The organism is Pseudomonas sp. AO-1, from assembly GCF_019775695.1.
In the GTDB taxonomy this organism is placed as follows: domain Bacteria; phylum Pseudomonadota; class Gammaproteobacteria; order Pseudomonadales; family Pseudomonadaceae; genus Aquipseudomonas; species Aquipseudomonas parakoreensis.
In genome coordinates, this window is sequence record NZ_CP079947.1 from 1,683,101 (window position 1) to 1,700,234 (window position 17,134).

The window sequence follows — 17,134 nt, forward strand, 5'->3', positions numbered from 1 at the left end:
CGATATGCGAACGTGCCGTCGTGCTGTAACTGTTCTGGCTCTCAGCCTCGCGCCGCTTGCGGCGTGGGCTGCGGTTCCTGTGGTCGATGACAACTCCGGTTATAACAATAGCGGGAGCAGTTATCCGCCTGCGGGTTACGGTACGAACGGCGCCTATGCCGGGGGAGCGGCTTCGGCCCCTGCCTCGGCACAGGGCATGCTGTTCAACCAACTGCAACAGATGCAGGATCAGATATCGCGCCAGCAAGGTGTGATCGAAGAACTGCAGAATCAGGTTGCGCGCATGAAGCAGGAATCCCTGGAGCGATACCAGGATCTTGATCGGCGCATAGGATCCGGTGCTGCACCTGCCGCGACTCCTGAGAATTCTTCTGCCGGTGGCGATGCAAGTGCTGCTGCCGGTGCTGCCGCTGGCGCCGGGGCTGCTGCCGCCCAGGCACCTGCTGCCAGTAGCGAACCGGGTGATCCGGCCAAGGAAAAGCTGTATTACGATGCGGCTTTCGACCTGATCAAAGCCAAGGATTTCGACAAGGCCAGCCAGGCTTTCTCGGCATTCCTGCGCAAATACCCGAACAGCCAATATGCGGGCAATGCCCAGTACTGGTTGGGCGAAGTGAACCTGGCCAAGGGCGATCTGCAAGGTGCGGGTCAGGCTTTTGCCAAGGTTTCACAGCTCTATCCCAAGCACGCCAAAGTGCCGGATTCGCTGTACAAGCTGGCTGATGTAGAGCGCCGCCTCGGTCATACCGACAAGGTCAAAGGCATTCTGCAACAGGTGGTTTCCCAATACCCGGGGACCTCCGCTGCTCAGTTGGCCCAACGCGATCTGCAACGCATGTAAGTGTGTTTGACCCGTTTGGAAGAAACCCGCGCTTGTCGCGGGTTTTTTCGTTAGAATTCACGCCCTTTTTCTGAAACACGCTTCTGGTGATCTACGCGTTGGCGGGGTTGCCTGAAGTGCCTGACGGAGGCGGACAGCCTGTTTAGCTGTTACGCCCGTGGCGACTATGCAAGACACATTGAGAATCACCGAAGTTTTCTACTCGTTGCAGGGGGAAACGCGGACTGCCGGGCTGCCCACGGTTTTTGTGCGCCTGACCGGTTGCCCATTGCGTTGCCAATACTGCGACAGTGCCTATGCGTTCAGCGGCGGTACGATCCGCACCCTCGACGACATCCTCGAGCAGGTGGCCGGGTTTCGCCCACGCTATGTCTGTGTGACCGGCGGTGAGCCGCTGGCGCAGCCCAATGCCATCCCTTTGCTCAAACAGTTGTGCGATGCCGGTTACGAAGTGTCACTGGAAACCAGTGGTGCGCTCGATATCTCGGCGGTCGATCCGCGCGTCAGTCGCGTAGTCGACTTGAAGACGCCGGACTCCAAAGAGGCGCACCGCAACCGCTACGAAAATATCGAACTGCTGACGCCCAACGATCAGGTGAAGTTTGTCATCTGCTCGCGGGACGACTATGACTGGGCGGTCTCGAAGCTGATCCAGTACGGTCTTGATCGACGTGCGGGTGAAGTGCTGTTTTCCCCAAGTCATCATGACCTCAATGCCAGGGATCTGGCGGACTGGGTGGTGGCAGACAACCTGCCGGTGCGGTTGCAGTTGCAGCTGCATAAATATCTATGGAATGACGAGCCGGGGCGCTGATATGACTGAACAACTGAACACTCACGAAAAACGTGCGGTAATCCTGCTATCGGGTGGCCTCGATTCGGCCACTGTGGTCGCGATGGCCCGGGCTGAAGGCTACGCCTGCTACACCATGAGTTTCGATTACGGCCAGCGCTCTCATGCGGAGCTGCATGCTGCAGCGCGCGTCGCCCGCGATCTGGGTGTGGTCGAGCACAAAGTGATTGGCCTGAACCTCAACGGCATGGGCGGCTCGGCGCTGACCGACACCAGCATCGACATCCCGGAAGAGCTGGGCGAGGGCATCCCGGTGACCTACGTGCCGGCGCGCAACACGGTGTTTCTATCACTGGCACTGGGCTGGGCCGAAGTAATCGGCGCGCGTGACATCTTTATCGGCGTCAACGCCGTGGACTATTCCGGTTACCCGGATTGCCGTCCCGAGTTCATTGAATCGTTCGAGCGCATGGCCAACCTGGCAACCAAGGCGGGCGTGGAAGGCAACGGTTTCCGTATCCAGGCGCCGCTGCAGAACCTGAGCAAGGCGCAGATCGTCCAGGCGGGCGTGAAGCTGGGCGTCGATTATGGCCTGACCGTTTCCTGCTATCAGGCGGACGATGAAGGCCGTGCGTGCGGTAAATGCGACAGCTGCCGCCTGCGTGCAGAGGGCTTTGCGGCGGCCGGTGTAAGCGATCCAACACCTTATTTTTGATTTTTTTCAAAAAGGTGTTGAATAGTCCTTAAAAATCAGTATTATACGCGCCACCACACAGCGGGTCGTTAGCTCAGTTGGTAGAGCAGTTGGCTTTTAACCAATTGGTCGTAGGTTCGAATCCCACACGACCCACCATATTTGGCGGTTTAGAAAATCCGGAAGGCCCACGAAAGTGAGGATTTCCGGGTTTTTTTTTGCCTGCGAATCAGGCACCGCTCCTTTCATCATTGCCTGCGCTGACACAGGTCAGAATCATCTTTTGTATCAACGGGATATTCTGTAGCCTTGCGCAGCTTCAATGCTGTCCGTGCCTGATAATACTCACTCTCCCGGCGGTACCCTCAAGTGGTCCGGAGCCGGGTGTATACTCGACTTTCGCGCGAAAGCGCCTGCAGGTCTTGCGAACATGACGCAGATTTCCGAACGCCTTCTGGTTCAAGCCCACCTCGATGCCAAACAGCCCAAACCGCTGACTGCCGAGGAAGAGGCCTACTACCGTTCCGCCATCGCCGCCGAGCTCAAGGCTCAGGACGCGGTGCTGGTGGCCCACTTCTATTGCGATCCGGTGATTCAGGCCCTGGCCGAAGAAACCGGCGGCTGTGTGTCCGACTCCCTCGAAATGGCGCGCTTCGGCAACGCTCACCCGGCCAAGACCGTGGTGGTCGCCGGTGTGAAGTTCATGGGCGAGACCGCGAAGATCCTCAACCCGGAAAAACGCGTGCTGATGCCGACCCTGGACGCGACCTGCTCGCTGGACCTCGGTTGCCCGGTGGACGAGTTTTCGGCGTTCTGCGATCAGCACCCGGAGCGCACAGTGGTGGTGTACGCCAACACTTCGGCCGCAGTCAAAGCCCGTGCTGACTGGGTGGTGACGTCGAGCTGCGCACTGGAGATCGTCGAAAGCCTGATGGACAACGGCGAGACCATCATCTGGGGCCCGGACAAGCATCTGGGCACTTACATTCAGCGCAAGACCGGCGCCGACATGCTGCTGTGGGACGGTGCCTGCATCGTCCACGAAGAGTTCAAGTCCAAGCAGCTTGAAGACATGAAGGCGTTGTACCCGGACGCCGCGATTCTGGTGCACCCGGAGTCGCCGACCTCGGTGATCGAGCTGGCCGACGCCGTCGGTTCCACCAGTCAGTTGATCGCTGCCGCGCAAAGCCTGCCGAACAAGACCCTGATCGTCGCCACCGACCGCGGCATTTTCTACAAGATGCAGCAGTTGTGCCCGGACAAGGTCTTCATCGAGGCGCCAACCGCCGGTAACGGCGCCGCGTGCCGCAGTTGCGCACATTGCCCGTGGATGGCCATGAACACCCTTGAGCGCACGCTCAAGAGCCTGAAGGAAGGGACGAACGAGATCTTTGTCGATCCGGCGCTGATTCCACAGGCGATCCGCCCATTGAAGCGCATGCTGGATTTCACCCAGGCAGCGCGGATGAAGCTGGCGGGTAACGCCTGAGGTCTTTCAGAAACACCCCAAAACCTGTGGGAGCGAGCTTGCTCGCGAAGGCGGTGAATCAGCAAACATAAATGTCGGCTGATGCTACGCTTTTGCGAGCAGGCTCGCTCCCACAGTGGTATTCGGTGTCAGGAAATTATTTGCTCTTCTTCGGAATCCGCACCACGCGGGTATCGGAATAGATGTCATGCCAGGTGCGCTTCTGCTTGTCGTACAGCGACCAGAGAAATCCAAGCCCTGCGCACAGCCACGACGCGATCGACACCATGAAGCGCAGCAGCGCCTGCCACAGGCTGATCGCGCTGCCATCGGCGTTCTGCACTCGAATCCCCCACACCTGCATACCCAGTGTCTGCCCGCCGTGAGTCCAGAACTTGGCGAAGAACGCAAACAGCACCAGCAACAGCACCGTGGAATACAGCGGATCGCCATCCATCTTGCCGGCATCGGTCAGTGCGCGCAGGCGTTCTTCACCGATGATTGCTGCCTGGATCAACTTGTAAACGAAGCCGGTGACGATCAGCAGGGCGGTGCACAGCAGGAAGTCATAGAACATTGCTGCCAGACGCCGGCCAAGGCCAACAGCAGGAAAGTCGCCCTGGGGAGTGAGCAGGTTTTTCGACATGGCAGCCTCTGGGCGCAAAATGAAGCGCCATTTTACGGATTCGCGCGCACAAAAAAGCCCCTGATATCAATATCAGGGGCTTTTTTGTGACAGAAAATCAGGCTTCGGCGATGACTTCGTCAGCCTGCATGCCTTTCTGACCTTGCACAGCAACGAAGGTCACTTTCTGGCCTTCTTTCAGGCTCTTGAAGCCGTTGCCCTGAATGGCGCGGAAATGCACGAACAGATCCGGACCGCTTTCTGGAGTGATAAAACCAAAACCTTTCTCGTCGTTAAACCACTTGACGGTACCGCTCTGACGTGTCGACATTTCTTATTTCCTTTGACGCATAAATTGATGACAGTCTCTTTCTCATGAAAGAGTACTGGGGCTGGTTGCAGGAGAGTAAGAAGACGTCGAGCGGGATGTAGCTAACTTTGTAGGCTACTGCCCAGGTCACGATTCCAAGCTGACCCATGCAAACACAGTGGACAAACTCTACGCCAACTACGGGAGAAAAAACAAGCCCCGCGAAGGCCCGGTTTTCCTGCGCTTGCTGGCAGTTAGTCAATCCACTAGTGTCGGCTTAGACGATGAACGGGTTCAATTGTTTTCGATCGTTATAAGCAAAGTTCATATTCGAATCAGATGTTAGAAAATGCACTTTTTTGTGGCGATTGCGTTACACATTAGTGCACGCATAACGCAATCGCGTTACTTATAGAAACAGTCAATCAACCACGATAGTAGCGTTGTGGAACAAATGGCATTTTGCTTACAAGCATTTGCACCTTTTTCCCACGAACGATGGCCCAGACTGGCGTGTCCAGTGCCACATAAGCGCTGTCGAGATAACCCATCGCCAACGGCCCGCCCAGGGTCGGGCCGAAGCCGCCGCTGCACACGCTGCCGATGATTTCGCCCGCTTCGTTGACGATTTCAGCGCCTTCACGTACCGGCGTACGTTCCTGTGGCAGCAGACCGACGCGTTTGCGCGCGACGCCGTTCTGCTGCTGAGCAAATACTTGCTCTGCACCCGGGAAACCACCGGCCCGAGCGCCGTCGGCGCGGCGTGGCTTGGAGATCGCCCACAACAGGCTGGCTTCGATGGGGGTGGTGTCGGTGTTCATGTCGTGGCCGTACAGGCACAGGCCGGCTTCCAGGCGCAGCGAGTCGCGGGCGCCGAGGCCAATGGCCTGGACTTCCGGTTCGGCCAGCAGGGCACGGGCGAGTTTTTCTGCATCGGCTGCCGGTACGGAAATCTCAAAACCGTCTTCACCGGTGTAACCCGAACGGCTGACGAAGCAATCGATGCCCAGCAGCTGCACGCGGTTGAACTGCATGAACGTCATCTTCGCCACCTCTGGTGCAAGACGCGCCAGTACGGTGACTGCAGCCGGACCTTGCAACGCCAGCAACGCGCGCGCTTCGAACAGCTCCGTTATGGTGCACTGATCACCGATGTGCTTTTGCAGATGCGCCAGGTCCTGATCCTTGCACGCGGCGTTGACCACCAGGAACAGCTCGTCGTTACCGAGGTTGGCGACCATCAGGTCGTCGAGGATGCCGCCGTTGTCGTTGGTGAACATCGCGTAGCGCTGCATGCCCACCGGCAGGTCGATGATGTCCACCGGCACCAGGGTTTCCAGGGCCTTGGCGGCATTGGCGCCGGTCAGGCGAATCTGGCCCATGTGCGAGACATCGAACAGCCCGGCCTGCTCACGGGTGTGTTGGTGCTCTTTCATCACGCCGAGCGGGTATTGCACCGGCATGTCGTAGCCGGCGAACGGCACCATGCGGGCGCCGAGTTCGAGGTGCAGAGCGTGCAGCGGGGTTTTCGACAGTTGTTCGGTGGACATGCGTGACTCCTTGATTCATACCAGCTCTCTCCCGGAGGAAGAGGGGGCTAATTAGCATTCGATAATGTTGACTGCCAGACCGCCACGGGCGGTCTCCTTGTATTTGCTTTTCATGTCGGCGCCGGTCTGGCGCATGGTGCGGATGACCTTGTCGAGCGAGACGAAGTGTTGCCCGTCGCCGCGCATGGCCATGCGCACTGCGTTGATCGCTTTCACCGAGCCCATGGCATTGCGCTCGATGCACGGCACCTGCACCAGCCCGCCAATCGGGTCGCAGGTCAGGCCGAGGTTGTGTTCCATGCCGATTTCCGCGGCGTTCTCTACTTGCTGCACGCTGCCGCCGAGCACTTCGCACAACGCGCCGGCGGCCATCGAGCAGGCCACGCCGACTTCGCCCTGACAGCCGACTTCAGCGCCGGAGATCGAGGCGTTTTCCTTGTACAGAATGCCGATCGCGGCGGCGGTCAGCAGAAAACGCACCACGCCGTCATCGTTCGCACCCGGGATAAACCGCATGTAGTAATGCAGCACCGCCGGAATAATCCCGGCCGCACCGTTGGTCGGCGCGGTGACCACGCGCCCGCCGTTGGCGTTTTCTTCGTTGACGGCGAGGGCGTAGAGGTTGACCCAGTCGAGCACCGACAGCGGATCGCGCAGCGCCGATTCCGGGTTCTTGCACAGCTGTCGATGCAGCGCCGCCGCCCGGCGCTTGACCTTCAGCCCGCCCGGCAGAATGCCTTCGTTGCGACAGCCAGCGGCGACGCAGTCCTGCATCACTTGCCAGATTTTCAGCAGACCGGCGCGGGTCTCGGCCTCCGGGCGCCAGGCGCTTTCGTTGGTCAGCATCACCTGGCTGATCGACAGACCGTAGGTGGCGCAATGGCCGAGCAAGTCCTTGGCGCTTTTGAACGGGAAGGTCAGCGGTGTGGCGTCTTCGACAATGCGGTCGGCACCGGCGGCATCCTCATCGACGACGAAACCGCCGCCGACCGAGTAGTACTCGCGGCTGCGGATCTGAATACCGGCTGCATCGAATGCGCGAAAGATCATGCCGTTGGGGTGATAGGCCAACGGTTTGCGGATCATCGCCAGGTGTTCTTTCTCATTGAAGGCAATGCTGTGTTCGCCGAGCAGATTCAGCCGGCCATTGCCGCGAATGTCCTGCAGGCGCGCGGCGACAGTTTCGGTATCGACGGTGTCCGGGTGTTCACCCTCAAGACCGAGCAGTACGGCTTTGTCGCTGCCGTGACCCTTGCCGGTGGCGCCGAGCGAGCCGTACAACTCGACCCGGACACTGGCGGTGGCGGCCAACAGGTTTTCCCGGCGCAGGCCTTCGGCGAAGCGCGCAGCGGCACGCATCGGGCCGACGGTGTGGGAGCTGGAAGGGCCGATGCCAATCTTGAACAGGTCGAACACGCTTAACGACATGAGTGGTTCTCCGGTTTCTTGTTATAGGAATTGGCGGAATATCAGGCTTGATGCGTTTCTTGTGGGAGCTGGCTTGCCAGCGATGGCGGTGTGTCAGGCAACAGAGATGGAGACGATCCACCCTCATCGCTGGCAAGCCAGCTCCCACAGGGATTTGTGGTGTTCTGGAGGAAGGGGCAGGTGACCCGCCCCTCCTTCGTTTAAGCGTAGCTTTCGATCGACGGGCAGGCGCAGACCAGGTTGCGGTCGCCGAACACGTTGTCGACGCGACCGACCGGCGGCCAGTACTTGCCTTCGATCAACGACGCCACTGGATATACCGCTTGCTCGCGGCTGTACGGGTGGGTCCACTCGCCGACCAGCTCCGCCGCCGTGTGCGGGGCGTTCTTCAGCGGGTTGTCGTCCTTGTCCAGCGTGCCGTTTTCCACTGCGCGGATTTCTTCGCGGATGCGGATCATGGCGTCGCAGAAGCGGTCCAGTTCTTCCTTGGATTCGCTTTCGGTCGGCTCGATCATCAGCGTGCCGGCCACCGGGAACGACATGGTCGGGGCGTGGAAGCCGAAGTCGATCAGGCGCTTGGCGACGTCATCGACGCTGATGCCGCTGCTGTCTTTCAGCGGGCGCAGATCGAGGATGCATTCGTGCGCCACCAGACCGTTGCTGCCGGTGTACAGCACTGGATAGTGCTCTTCCAGACGACGGGAAATGTAGTTGGCGTTGAGGATTGCCAGTTGCGAAGCCCGCTTCAGACCGGCGCCACCCATCATGCGAATGTACATCCAGGTGATCGGCAGAATGCTCGCGCTGCCGAACGGCGCTGCGCAGACCGCGCCTTCCTTGCGTTGCATCTGACCGTGACCCGGCAGGAACGGGGTCAGGTGCGACTTGACGCCGATCGGGCCGACGCCCGGGCCGCCACCGCCGTGCGGAATGCAGAAGGTTTTGTGCAGGTTCAGGTGCGAGACGTCGCCGCCGAACTTGCCCGGTGCGCAGAGGCCGACCATCGCGTTCATGTTGGCGCCGTCGATGTACACCTGGCCGCCGTTGTCGTGAATGATCCCGCAGATTTCGCGGATGCCTTCTTCGAACACGCCGTGGGTCGACGGGTAGGTGATCATCAGCGCTGCGAGGTGTTCGCGGTGCTCGATGGCTTTGGCGCGCAGGTCTTCGATGTCGACGTTGCCACGGGCATCGCACGCGGTCACGACCACGCGCATGCCGGCCATGTTGGCGGTGGCCGGGTTGGTGCCGTGGGCCGACGACGGGATCAGGCAGATGTCGCGGCGCTCATCGCCACGGCTCTGGTGGTAAGCGCGAATCGCCAGCAGGCCTGCGTATTCGCCTTGCGAACCGGCGTTCGGTTGCAGCGAGATCGCGTCGTAACCGGTGGCGGCGCAGAGCATCGCTTCCAGTTCATCGGTCAGTTGCTGGTAGCCGGCGCTTTGCTCGGCCGGAGCGAACGGGTGCAGCGCGCCGAACTCGGCCCAGGTCACCGGAATCATTTCGCTGGCGGCGTTGAGTTTCATGGTGCACGAGCCCAGCGGGATCATGGTGCGATCCAGTGCCAGATCCTTGTCCGCCAGTTTGCGCAGGTAGCGCATCAGCTCGGTTTCCGAGTGATAACGGTTGAACACCGGGTGGCTGAGGATTGGCGACTGACGTACCAGCGCCGCCGGGATGGTGCTATGCACCGAAGCGGCCAGCGCAGCGAAGTCCGGCAGGGTTTTGCCGTCGGCGAACAGGCCCCACAGCGTTTCGATGTCAGCCTGAGTGGTGGTTTCGTCGACCGACAGGCCCAGACGCTGAGTGTCGATTACGCGCAGGTTGATCTGTGCAGCGTGCGCCTTGTCGTGCAGCGCGGCAGTGTGCGCGCCGGTTGCGAGGGTCAGGGTATCGAAGAAGCTTGCCTGTTCGACGGTCTGGCCCAGTGCGCTCAGGCCCTTGGCGAGAATCGCGGTCAGGTGATGCACGCGGTTGGCGATCTGGGTCAGGCCTTTCGGGCCGTGGTAGACCGCGTACATGCTGGCGATGTTGGCCAGCAGCACTTGCGCGGTGCAGATGTTCGAGGTGGCTTTCTCACGGCGGATGTGTTGCTCGCGAGTCTGCATCGCCAGGCGCAGGGCCGGCTTGCCGAAACGGTCAACCGAAACACCGACCAGACGGCCCGGCATGTCACGCTTGAATGCATCCTTGGTGGAGAAGTAGGCGGCGTGCGGCCCACCGAAGCCCAGCGGTACACCGAAGCGTTGCGCCGAACCGATGGCGACGTCCGCGCCGAACTCGCCCGGAGCGGTCAGCAAAGTCAGGGCCAGCAGATCGGCCGCCACCGCAACCAGCGCGTTGGCGGCGTGGAAACGCTCGGTCAGTTCGCGGTAGTCGAACAGGTCACCGTTGCTCGCCGGGTATTGCAGCAGCGCGCCGAAGAACGGCGTGACATCCGTCAGTTCACGCTCATCGCCAACCACCACGTCGATGCCCAGCGGCTCGGCACGGGTGCGCAGCACGTCGAGGGTTTGCGGGTGGCTGTGGATCGAGGCGAAGAATTGGTGGCTGCCCTTGTTCTTGCTCAGGCGTTTGCAGAAGGTCATGGCTTCGGCAGCGGCGGTGGCTTCGTCGAGCAACGAGGCGTTGGCGATCGGCAGGCCGGTGAGGTCGCTGATCAGGGTCTGGAAGTTCAGCAGCGCTTCGAGACGGCCCTGGGAAATTTCCGGCTGGTACGGGGTGTAAGCGGTGTACCAGGCCGGGTTTTCCAGCAGGTTGCGCAGGATCGGCGACGGCGTGTGGCAGTTGTAGTAGCCCTGGCCGATGTAGGTCTTGAACAGCTGGTTCTTGCCGGCGATGGATTTGATCATCGCCAGGGCGTCGGCTTCGCTCAGGCCGTCGTCCATGCCGAGCACGCTGGTGCCCTTGATGCTTTCAGGAATGACGCTGGCGCTCAGCGCTTCGAGCGAGTCGAAACCGAGGCTGTTGAGCATGGCTTGCTCGTCACCGGCGCGCGGGCCGATGTGACGGGCGATGAATTCGTTGGCAGTGCCGAGGTTTACTTGAGTCATTTCGCTACTCCTCAGGCTTCGTCTTGGGCTTTGATCAAACGGTCGTAGGCGTCCTGATCCAGCAATTTCGCCACCGCCGAGGCGTCGCTTGGCTGGAAGCGGAAGAACCAGCCTTCGCCCAGCGGATCTTCGTTGACCAGTTCCGGAGCGTCTTCCAGCGCCGGATTAACTTCCAGGACGTCGCCATCGAGGGGCATGTATACACCGCTGGCGGCTTTCACCGATTCCACGGTGGCGGCTTCGGCGCCTTTTTCGTAAGCCTGCAGCTCAGGCAGTTGCACGAACACCACGTCGCCCAAGGCGTGCTGCGCGAAAGCGGTGATGCCGACAGTGACGCTGCCGTCAGCTTCGGTGCGCAGCCATTCGTGATCTTCAGTAAAACGCAACTCGCTCATGGAAACTCCTAAGGGGGCCAGACTCGTCTGGTGGACGCGGTGGAAGGCTTGGGCATGAAAGCCCTGATTTTAAGAGCGGTTACTTAGCAAGAACGCGGCCATCTTGGATTTATCTATATAAAACAATGGCTTATTGATTGTCGGCAAGCCTGATGAAGGGATGACTGTAGCGAAATCGCTACAGTTCAGGGCGGGGAGAAAAGCTGAAGCGGATCAAAGCCTTGCACAGCGGTCGCTGTAGGTGGGTGTAGCGATATCGTTCCGCTGTAGCGCTTTCAGTACAGATGGAGGTCGTTTTCAAGTAGAAAAATACAAATTTTGAACTGGAAACCCGGACTGTAGGAGCTGCCGAAGGCTGCGATCTTTTGATTTTGTTTTTTAAGATCAAGATCAAAAGATCGCAGCCTTCGGCAGCTCCTACAGGGGGTTAGGGTGAGTTTAAGACTTGCCCGGAATGCCGTACTTGCGCAGGCGATGGGCAATCGCCGTGTGCGAGGTCTGCAGGCGGCTGGCCAGTTGGCGGGTCGAGGGGTAGCTGGCGTAGAGTTTTTCCAGCAGCGATTTTTCGAAGGACTCGACGGCTTGTTCAAGGCTCTCGACGTCGCTGTCGGTCTGCCGCGCCACCGAGGTGCCGGCAATGTCGAGGTCACCGATGTCCACCAGACTGCTTTCGCAGATCGCCGCCGCGCGGAAGATCACGTTCTGCAATTGCCGCACGTTACCCGGCCAACGATTACCGAGCAGCGCCGGATAGGTACCGGGCGCAAGGCGACAGACCGGCCGCTGAATCTGCGCACAGGCCTGCTGCATGAAGTAGCGCGCCAGCAACAGGATGTCCTGACCGCGTTCGCGCAGCGGCGGCACTTCGACGTTGAGCACGTTGAGGCGGTAGAACAGGTCTTCGCGGAACAGGCCTTCGCTGACCATTTTTTCCAGGTCGCGGTGGGTCGCGCTGAGGATCCGCACGTTGACTTTGACTTCCCGATCACCACCCACCCGACGGAAGCTGCCGTCGTTGAGGAACCGCAACAGCTTGGCCTGCAAGTACGGCGACATCTCGCCGATTTCGTCGAGAAACACCGTGCCCTGGTTCGCCAGTTCCATCAGCCCCGGTTTGCCGCCACGCTGCGCGCCAGTGAAGGCGCCGGGGGCATAGCCGAACAGCTCGCTCTCGGCGAGGTTCTCCGGCAGGGCCGCGCAGTTCAGGGCGAGGAACGGCGCACTGTGTCGCGTACTGATCGCATGGCAGGCGCGGGCCACCAGCTCTTTGCCGGTGCCTGTTTCGCCTTGAATCAGCAGTGGCGCATCGAGTGCGGCGACCCGTTGCGCGCGGGCCTTGAGGGTACGGATCGCCGGGGATTCGCCGAGCAGCGCATCGAAACCTTCGGCATGGTCGTGGTGCAGCGCCGAGAGTTGTTCGCCGATACGGTTCGGTTGATACAGGGTCAGTAGCGCGCCGGCGTCGGTGATCGGCGTGGCGTCGAGCAACAGGGTCTGGCCGTTGACGGTGATCTCGCGCAGCGGCAGACGGAAGCCTTGTTCGAGCAGGGTTTCCAGCAGGCCGGGATCGTTGAACAGTTCAGAGACGCTTTCACCCGCCGGTTCGCGTCCGTACAGCGCGATCAGTGCCGGGTTGGCCAGCAGCACTTTCCCGGCGCTGTCGAGGGCGAGCACCGGATCGGTCATCGCCGCGAGCAATGCATCGAGCTGCAGGTGCCGACGCTGGCCGGGGAGGATGTCGACCACCGTGACCGCTTCGACACCGCGCACCCGAAACAGCGCATCTTTGAGTTCTTCGAGCACTTGCGGGCTCAAGGTCGGGGCGTCGATGTAGACGTTGGGCGGAATCATCTCCACCGCATCCAGATTGAGATTGCGCCCACCGAGGATCGCCAGGACTTCCTGGGTGATGCCGACGCGGTCGATGAAGCTGACGTGGATACGCATGGGGCGGTTCAGTGTTCTGGAATGCGGAGGGGGGCAAGTATGCCTTGGGGCGGGGCAATGGTGAAATCAGATCAAAAGATCGCAGCCTTCGGCAGCTCCTACAGAAAAGCGATCAATGTAGGAGCTGCCGAAGGCTGCGATCTTTGAACCTGGGGTTACTCGAAATGCTCGGGATTAACCGGATCTCCGGATTGCATATTCAACTTCTGCCGAATGTCCTCAAACATCAGGTCGTAATGCTTGTGCACCGAGCCGATCTGGCTGTGAGCCTTTGGAATCCCGTACTTCTCGGCAATCCGGGTCACGTCGCGGGCGAAGTTGTAAGCCTCTTCCTTGGGCAGGAAAAACGCTTCCTTCATGTCCTTGCCCTGCATATTGCCGTGCAGGGTGAACTGTATCCCTTTGCCTTTTTGCGGATCGGTGAACACTTCATAGTCGAGGCACAAGTCGTAACTGACGTCATCTGGCGTCAACGCATGTCGCTCGATGTGCAAATGACCGGGGTTGAATATGGCCATGGGTTTCTCCTTCTCAAGGCATGGGAGAAGGGCAGACCCTGGGCCTGCCCCCGGAGTTTCTGATTATCGATAGCTGATGCCCGGCGTCGCGGTGCTGACACGGGTTCCGGCGGTGCCCTGAACGATGGCTTCGATGTCCGCCAGCGAACCGATCACCGCGACCTTGCCAGTATGGCGCGCGAACTCGCAAGCTGCCTGTACCTTCGGCCCCATGGAACCGGCGGCAAAACCGAGGCGTTCCAGTTCGTCCGGGTGCGCTTCGGCGATGGCTTTCTGGGTTGGCTTGCCGTAATCGATGAATGCCGCGTTGACGTCCGTGGCGATCACCAGCAAATCGGCCTCCAGTTGCTCGGCCAGCAGCGACGAGCACAGATCCTTGTCGATCACCGCCTCGATGCCCTTGAGGTTACGGTGCTCGTCGTACATGGTCGGAATCCCGCCGCCGCCAGCGCAGATGACGATGCTGCCCTTGTCCAGCAGCCACTTGATCGGACGGATCTCGAAGATGCGTTTCGGCCGAGGGCTGGCCACCACGCGGCGGAATTTGTCACCGTCCGGGGCGATGGCCCAGCCTTTTTCAGCGGCGAGCTTTTCTGCTTCGGCTTTCTCGTAGACCGGGCCGATCGGTTTGCTCGGGTTCTGGAAGGCCGGGTCCTTGGCGTCGACCTCGACCTGGGTCAACAGGGTGGCGAACGGCACCTCGAAGTCCAGCAGGTTGCCCAGTTCCTGTTCGATGATGTAGCCGATCATGCCTTCGGTTTCGGCACCGAGCACGTCCAGCGGGTAAGGGGTGACGGAGGTGTACGCCGCCGCTTGCAGCGACAGCAGGCCGACTTGCGGGCCATTGCCATGGGCGATGACCAGTTGGTTGCCGGGATGGATCTTGGCGATTTGCTCGGTGGCGATGCGGATGTTGGCGCGCTGGTTGTCAGCGGTCATCGGCTCGCCACGGCGGAGCAGGGCGTTACCGCCCAGAGCAACGACGATACGCATGGTGCATGTCCTTCTGGAAAACAGTGAAAGCTCGCAGGACGAATGCGGTCCTTGTGGGAGCCGGGCTTGCCCGCGATGGCGGTGGATCAGGCAACATTGTCGCTGGCTGACACACCGCTATCGCTGGCAAGCCAGCTCCCACAGTGACCGTGTCGTGTCAGTGAGAGCTGTATTGGTTTACAGATCAGCCAGGGTCGAGACCAGAATCGCCTTGATCGTGTGCATGCGGTTTTCCGCTTGCTCGAAGGCGATGCAGGCGGGCGACTCGAACACGTCGTCGGTCACTTCGATGCCGTTGGCCAGGTGCGGATACTGTTCGGCGATCTGTTTGCCGACCTTGGTATCGCTGTTGTGGAACGCCGGCAGGCAGTGCATGAACTTGGTGCGTGGGTTGCCGGTGGCTTTCATCAGCTCTTTGTTGACCTGGTACGGCAGCAGTTGCTGGATACGCTCGGCCCAGGCTTCCACCGGTTCGCCCATCGACACCCAGACGTCGGTGTGGATGAAATCGACGCCTTTGACCGCCGCTTTCGGGTCTTCAGTGAGGGTGATGCGTGCACCGGATTCTTCCGCGTATTTCTTGCAGCGATCCACCAGATCGTCATGCGGCCACAGGGCTTTTGGCGCGCAGATGCGCACGTCCATGCCGAGTTTGGCACCGACCAGCAGCAGCGAATTGCCCATGTTGTTGCGCGCATCGCCGAGGTAGGCGTAGCTGATTTCGTGGATCGGCTTGTCGGCGTGTTCACGCATGGTCAACACGTCGGCGATCATCTGCGTTGGGTGATATTCATCGGTCAGGCCGTTGAACACCGGCACCCCGGCGAACTTCGCCAGCTCTTCGACAATTTCCTGTTTGAAGCCACGGTACTCGATGGCGTCGTACATGCGACCCAGCACGCGGGCCGTGTCTTTCATGCTTTCCTTGTGGCCGATCTGCGATGAGTTCGGGTCAATGTAGGTGACATTGGCGCCTTGGTCATAGGCCGCCACTTCGAACGCGCAACGGGTGCGGGTCGAGGTTTTTTCGAAGATCAGGGCGATATTGTTGCCCTTGAGGTGTTGCTGCTCGGTGCCGGTGTATTTCGCGCGTTTCAGATCGCGGGACAGGTCGAGCAGATAACGCAGCTCGCGCGGGGTGTGGTGTTCCAGGCTGAGCAGGTTACGGTTGTGGATGTTGAACGCCATGATGATTCTCCTTGGATTCGGTAATCGGCCCGGCCGCTACAGGGTGAGTGCGGCCGGGGAGATGGTCGTTTAGTAATCGATTGGGTCGCGGATGATCGGGCAGGTCATGCAGTGGCCGCCGCCGCGACCACGGCCGAGTTCGCCGGCGCTGATGGTGATGACTTCGACGCCTGCCTTGCGTAGCAGGGTGTTGGTGTAGGTGTTGCGGTCATAGCCGATGACCACGCCCGGTTCTACCGCGACCACGTTGTTGCCGTCGTCCCATTGCTCGCGTTCGGCAGCGAAGCTGTTGCCGCCGGTTTCCACCACGCGCAGCTTCGGCAGGTTGAGGGCTTTGGCCACGGTGTCGAGGAAGCTGCCTTCTTCGCGGCGGATGTCGATGCCGCCCTGTTTGCTTTCGTCAGGGCGCAGGGTGAACGCGACGATCTGGTTCACCACTTCCGGGAAAATCGTCACCAGGTCGCGGTCGCAGAAACTGAACACGGTGTCCAGGTGCATCGCGGCGCGGGACTTCGGCAGGCCGGCGACGATGACTTTCTCCACGGCTTTGTTCTTGAACAGGTTCAGCGCCAGTTGGCCGATGGCCTGTCGGGATGAGCGTTCGCCCATGCCGATCAACACCACGCCGTTACCGATCGGCATCACGTCGCCGCCTTCCAGCGTCGAGCTGCCGTGATCCTTGTCCGGATCGCCGTACCAGATCTCGAAATCGGCGTTGGTGAACTGCGGATGGAATTTGTAGATGGCAGTGGTCAGCAGGGTTTCCTGACGGCGCGCCGGCCAGTACATCGGGTTCAGTGTCACGCCACCGTAGATCCAGCAAGTGGTGTCGCGGGTGAACTGGGTGTTCGGCAGCGGCGGCAGGATAAAGCTGGAGTGGCCGAGGAAGTCGCGGAACATCTGGATGGTCTTGCCACCAAAGCTGTCCGGCAGATCGTCGGCGGACACGCCACCGATCAGGAATTCGGCGATGTGCCGTGGCTCAAGGCTTTTCAGCCAGGATTTGACTTCGCTGATCAGGCCCAGGCCCACCGAATCGGCAGTGACCTTGCGCTCGAGGATCCAGTCCAGTGCTTCCGGGATGGCGACGATGTCGGTCAGCAGGTTGTGCATTTCCAGCACGTCGATCCCGCGTTCACGCATTTTGGTCACGAAGTCGAAGTGGTCGCGCTTGGCCTGGGCGACCCACAGCACGTCGTCAAACAGCAATTCGTCGCAGTTGTTCGGGGTCAGCCGCTGGTGGGCCAGACCTGGGGAGCAAACCATGACTTTGCGCAGTTTGCCGGCTTCGGAATGGACGCCGTACTTAACTTTTTCCGTGGTCATTGCAG

15 protein-coding genes and 1 tRNA gene are annotated in these 17,134 nt (G+C 60.4%); 5 read left to right on the forward strand and 11 right to left on the reverse strand.

The genetic code is table 11. The features are described from left to right. The first annotated feature begins 4 nt into the window (after positions 1 to 4). The 5 genes from ybgF (at position 5) to nadA (ending at position 3,817) form a co-directional block, all read left to right on the forward strand. The gene (gene ybgF / locus KVQ82_RS07720) at positions 5 to 841 is read left to right on the forward strand and encodes a tol-pal system protein YbgF (RefSeq protein WP_064588907.1); all 837 of its coding nucleotides are present in this window, start codon (positions 5 to 7) and stop codon (positions 839 to 841) included. A 166-nt stretch (positions 842 to 1,007) separates the two neighbouring features. Beyond that, positions 1,008 to 1,655 carry a 7-carboxy-7-deazaguanine synthase QueE gene (gene queE / locus KVQ82_RS07725; protein ID WP_041068581.1) on the forward strand — a complete coding sequence of 216 codons (648 nt, stop codon included), beginning with the start codon at positions 1,008 to 1,010 and terminating at the stop codon, positions 1,653 to 1,655. Between the two features lies 1 nt (position 1,656). Continuing rightward, positions 1,657 to 2,349 carry a 7-cyano-7-deazaguanine synthase QueC gene (gene queC, locus KVQ82_RS07730; RefSeq protein WP_222018557.1) on the forward strand — a complete coding sequence of 231 codons (693 nt, stop codon included), beginning with the start codon at positions 1,657 to 1,659 and terminating at the stop codon, positions 2,347 to 2,349. Between the two features lie 62 nt (positions 2,350 to 2,411). Further along, positions 2,412 to 2,487, forward strand: a tRNA-Lys gene (locus KVQ82_RS07735). 271 nt (positions 2,488 to 2,758) lie between these two features. Beyond that, a complete protein-coding gene (gene nadA, locus KVQ82_RS07740) occupies positions 2,759 to 3,817 on the forward strand; it encodes a quinolinate synthase NadA (protein ID WP_003227499.1) in 1,059 nt (352 codons plus the stop codon). A gap of 136 nt (positions 3,818 to 3,953) precedes the next feature. Here nadA and KVQ82_RS07745 read toward each other — a convergent pair whose 3' ends face one another. The 11 genes from KVQ82_RS07745 to arcA all read right to left on the reverse strand — a co-directional run bounded on the left by KVQ82_RS07745 (position 3,954) and on the right by arcA (position 17,129). Then, a complete protein-coding gene (locus KVQ82_RS07745) occupies positions 3,954 to 4,442 on the reverse strand; it encodes an RDD family protein (protein ID WP_041068583.1) in 489 nt (162 codons plus the stop codon). Between the two features lie 97 nt (positions 4,443 to 4,539). Next, the gene (locus tag KVQ82_RS07750) at positions 4,540 to 4,752 is read right to left on the reverse strand and encodes a cold-shock protein (protein ID WP_007951194.1); all 213 of its coding nucleotides are present in this window, start codon (positions 4,750 to 4,752) and stop codon (positions 4,540 to 4,542) included. Between the two features lie 404 nt (positions 4,753 to 5,156). Beyond that, positions 5,157 to 6,281, reverse strand: coding sequence for a glycine cleavage system aminomethyltransferase GcvT (gene gcvT, locus KVQ82_RS07755; protein WP_041068588.1), 1,125 nt, complete (start codon positions 6,279 to 6,281; stop codon positions 5,157 to 5,159). Between the two features lie 51 nt (positions 6,282 to 6,332). Next, positions 6,333 to 7,709: an L-serine ammonia-lyase gene (locus KVQ82_RS07760; RefSeq protein WP_198759688.1), complete on the reverse strand. Its 1,377-nt coding sequence runs from the start codon at positions 7,707 to 7,709 to the stop codon at positions 6,333 to 6,335. Between the two features lie 200 nt (positions 7,710 to 7,909). Then, the gene (gene gcvP / locus KVQ82_RS07765) at positions 7,910 to 10,762 is read right to left on the reverse strand and encodes an aminomethyl-transferring glycine dehydrogenase (protein ID WP_222018558.1); all 2,853 of its coding nucleotides are present in this window, start codon (positions 10,760 to 10,762) and stop codon (positions 7,910 to 7,912) included. Positions 10,763 to 10,773: 11 nt separating this feature from the next. After that, positions 10,774 to 11,157: a glycine cleavage system protein GcvH gene (gene gcvH / locus KVQ82_RS07770; protein ID WP_145594520.1), complete on the reverse strand. Its 384-nt coding sequence runs from the start codon at positions 11,155 to 11,157 to the stop codon at positions 10,774 to 10,776. Between the two features lie 438 nt (positions 11,158 to 11,595). Next, positions 11,596 to 13,104 carry a sigma-54-dependent transcriptional regulator gene (locus KVQ82_RS07775; protein ID WP_198759255.1) on the reverse strand — a complete coding sequence of 503 codons (1,509 nt, stop codon included), beginning with the start codon at positions 13,102 to 13,104 and terminating at the stop codon, positions 11,596 to 11,598. A 155-nt stretch (positions 13,105 to 13,259) separates the two neighbouring features. Beyond that, positions 13,260 to 13,622, reverse strand: a complete 363-nt coding sequence (locus KVQ82_RS07780) for a DUF5064 family protein (protein ID WP_041068604.1) — start codon at positions 13,620 to 13,622, stop codon at positions 13,260 to 13,262. Between the two features lie 63 nt (positions 13,623 to 13,685). After that, on the reverse strand, positions 13,686 to 14,615 hold the full coding sequence (arcC, locus tag KVQ82_RS07785) for a carbamate kinase (protein WP_222018559.1): 930 nt from the start codon (positions 14,613 to 14,615) through the stop codon (positions 13,686 to 13,688). Between the two features lie 177 nt (positions 14,616 to 14,792). Further along, positions 14,793 to 15,803 carry an ornithine carbamoyltransferase gene (locus KVQ82_RS07790; RefSeq protein ID WP_003227481.1) on the reverse strand — a complete coding sequence of 337 codons (1,011 nt, stop codon included), beginning with the start codon at positions 15,801 to 15,803 and terminating at the stop codon, positions 14,793 to 14,795. A 69-nt stretch (positions 15,804 to 15,872) separates the two neighbouring features. Beyond that, positions 15,873 to 17,129: an arginine deiminase gene (arcA, locus tag KVQ82_RS07795; RefSeq protein ID WP_047296012.1), complete on the reverse strand. Its 1,257-nt coding sequence runs from the start codon at positions 17,127 to 17,129 to the stop codon at positions 15,873 to 15,875. Positions 17,130 to 17,134 lie beyond the last annotated feature (5 nt).

What these genes read in the sequence shown, in the direction of transcription:
- KVQ82_RS07790 (WP_003227481.1), bottom strand. Translation starts at nt 15,803, where the DNA reads ATGGCGTTCAACATCCACAACCGTAACCTGCTCAGCCTGGAACACCAC.
- KVQ82_RS07745 (WP_041068583.1), bottom strand. Translation starts at nt 4,442, where the DNA reads ATGTCGAAAAACCTGCTCACTCCCCAGGGCGACTTTCCTGCTGTTGGC.
- gcvH (WP_145594520.1), bottom strand. Translation starts at nt 11,157, where the DNA reads ATGAGCGAGTTGCGTTTTACTGAAGATCACGAATGGCTGCGCACCGAA.
- ybgF (WP_064588907.1), top strand. Translation starts at nt 5, where the DNA reads ATGCGAACGTGCCGTCGTGCTGTAACTGTTCTGGCTCTCAGCCTCGCG.
- KVQ82_RS07760 (WP_198759688.1), bottom strand. Translation starts at nt 7,709, where the DNA reads ATGTCGTTAAGCGTGTTCGACCTGTTCAAGATTGGCATCGGCCCTTCC.
- gcvT (WP_041068588.1), bottom strand. Translation starts at nt 6,281, where the DNA reads ATGTCCACCGAACAACTGTCGAAAACCCCGCTGCACGCTCTGCACCTC.
- queC (WP_222018557.1), top strand. Translation starts at nt 1,657, where the DNA reads ATGACTGAACAACTGAACACTCACGAAAAACGTGCGGTAATCCTGCTA.
- gcvP (WP_222018558.1), bottom strand. Translation starts at nt 10,762, where the DNA reads ATGACTCAAGTAAACCTCGGCACTGCCAACGAATTCATCGCCCGTCAC.
- KVQ82_RS07750 (WP_007951194.1), bottom strand. Translation starts at nt 4,752, where the DNA reads ATGTCGACACGTCAGAGCGGTACCGTCAAGTGGTTTAACGACGAGAAA.
- KVQ82_RS07775 (WP_198759255.1), bottom strand. Translation starts at nt 13,104, where the DNA reads ATGCGTATCCACGTCAGCTTCATCGACCGCGTCGGCATCACCCAGGAA.
- arcC (WP_222018559.1), bottom strand. Translation starts at nt 14,615, where the DNA reads ATGCGTATCGTCGTTGCTCTGGGCGGTAACGCCCTGCTCCGCCGTGGC.
- nadA (WP_003227499.1), top strand. Translation starts at nt 2,759, where the DNA reads ATGACGCAGATTTCCGAACGCCTTCTGGTTCAAGCCCACCTCGATGCC.
- KVQ82_RS07780 (WP_041068604.1), bottom strand. Translation starts at nt 13,622, where the DNA reads ATGGCCATATTCAACCCCGGTCATTTGCACATCGAGCGACATGCGTTG.
- arcA (WP_047296012.1), bottom strand. Translation starts at nt 17,129, where the DNA reads ATGACCACGGAAAAAGTTAAGTACGGCGTCCATTCCGAAGCCGGCAAA.
- queE (WP_041068581.1), top strand. Translation starts at nt 1,008, where the DNA reads ATGCAAGACACATTGAGAATCACCGAAGTTTTCTACTCGTTGCAGGGG.